Source organism: Pseudonocardia sp. McavD-2-B, assembly GCF_024124365.1.
Lineage (GTDB): Bacteria > Actinomycetota > Actinomycetes > Mycobacteriales > Pseudonocardiaceae > Pseudonocardia > Pseudonocardia alni.
On the sequence record NZ_JAMXSG010000539.1, the window covers coordinates 1 to 1,201 of the forward strand.

A 1,201-nucleotide genomic window follows, 5' to 3' on the forward strand; every position below is an offset into this window, starting at 1 on the left:
GGCTGCTCGGGCTCGTCGGCCCGCCCGCCCCGTGGACGACGTTGCTCATCAACGTCACCGGCTGCCTGCTGATGGGGGTGCTGATGGTGCTGGTCACCGAGCGGTTCCGGGCCCACCCGCTCGTCCGCCCGGCCCTGGGCGTCGGGGTGCTCGGCGGGTACACGACGTTCTCCACCTACGCCGTGGACGTCGCCGCGCCGGCGTTCGGCTCGCCGGGGTCGCTGGCGCTGATGGTCGGCACCCCGGTGCTCGCCGTCGCCGCGACGGCGCTCGGCGCGACCCTGACCCGCGCGCTCGCCGGGGGAGGAGCCCGGTGACGGCGCTGCTCGTCGGCCTCGGTGCGGCCGTCGGGGCGCCGCTGCGCTACCTCGTCGACACCGCGGTGAAGGCACGGAGGCCCTCGGCGTTCCCGTGGGGCACCTGGGTGATCAACGTGGCCGGATCCCTCGTGCTCGGCGGCGTGGTGGCGCTGACCCCGCTGCTCGGGCCGGGGTTCGCCGCGCTGCTCGGCACCGGGTTCTGCGGGGCGTTCACCACCTACAGCACCTTCGGCTGGGAGACACTGTCGCTGCTCGAACGCGGCCGCACCGCGCTCGCCGTGGGCTACGCGGCGGCGAGCGCGCTCGTCGGCGTCGCGGCCGCACTGGCCGGGCACGTGCACGACGGGCCGCTCGCCCGCGCCCTGCTCGAGCCGGCGGCCGTCGCCGCACGGATCGGTGAACCGGTACCGGAGGCACTGCGCCGGACGGCGCGAGGGCCCGCCCGGCGCGACGTCGAACGGGTCGCCTCGGCCTGGGAGCTCGCCGACACCCACGGCGCCCCGCTCGCCGACCTGCTCGCCGGGCTGCTCGACGACATCCGCTGGCGGATCGCGCACGGCGCCCGGGTGCGCGCCCAGCTCGCCGGACCCCGGGCGACGGCGTCGGTGCTGACCGGGTTGCCGTTGGCCGGGATCGGTCTCGGACAGCTCATGGGTATCGCGCCGCTGACCGTGCTGCGCACCGGTCTGCACGGTCCGGCGCTGCTGCTGACCGGGGTCGTCCTCACGGTCGCCGGGGCGGCGTGGGCCGACCGGATCCTGCGTGCGGCGGTGCCGACGTGACCGCGGCCGCGCTCGGACTCGCCGCGCTCGCACTGGCCGTCGGGGGCGGGCGTCCCGGGCCGGGACGACTGCGCGGGCTGCGTGCCGTCGTCGGCACGG

Annotated in this window: 2 protein-coding genes; both read left to right on the forward strand. The window is 77.4% G+C overall.

Translation table 11 applies throughout. The annotated features are described in order from the left end of the window. Positions 1–317: CrcB family protein (locus NH602_RS30985; RefSeq protein ID WP_374210291.1), on the forward strand; the 317-nt coding region annotated here is incomplete at its 5' end. Continuing rightward, positions 314–1,102: a fluoride efflux transporter CrcB gene (crcB, locus tag NH602_RS31585; RefSeq protein WP_308292907.1), complete on the forward strand. Its 789-nt coding sequence runs from the start codon at positions 314–316 to the stop codon at positions 1,100–1,102. The genes NH602_RS30985 and crcB, both read left to right, overlap by 4 nt. The last annotated feature ends 99 nt before the right edge of the window (positions 1,103–1,201 follow it).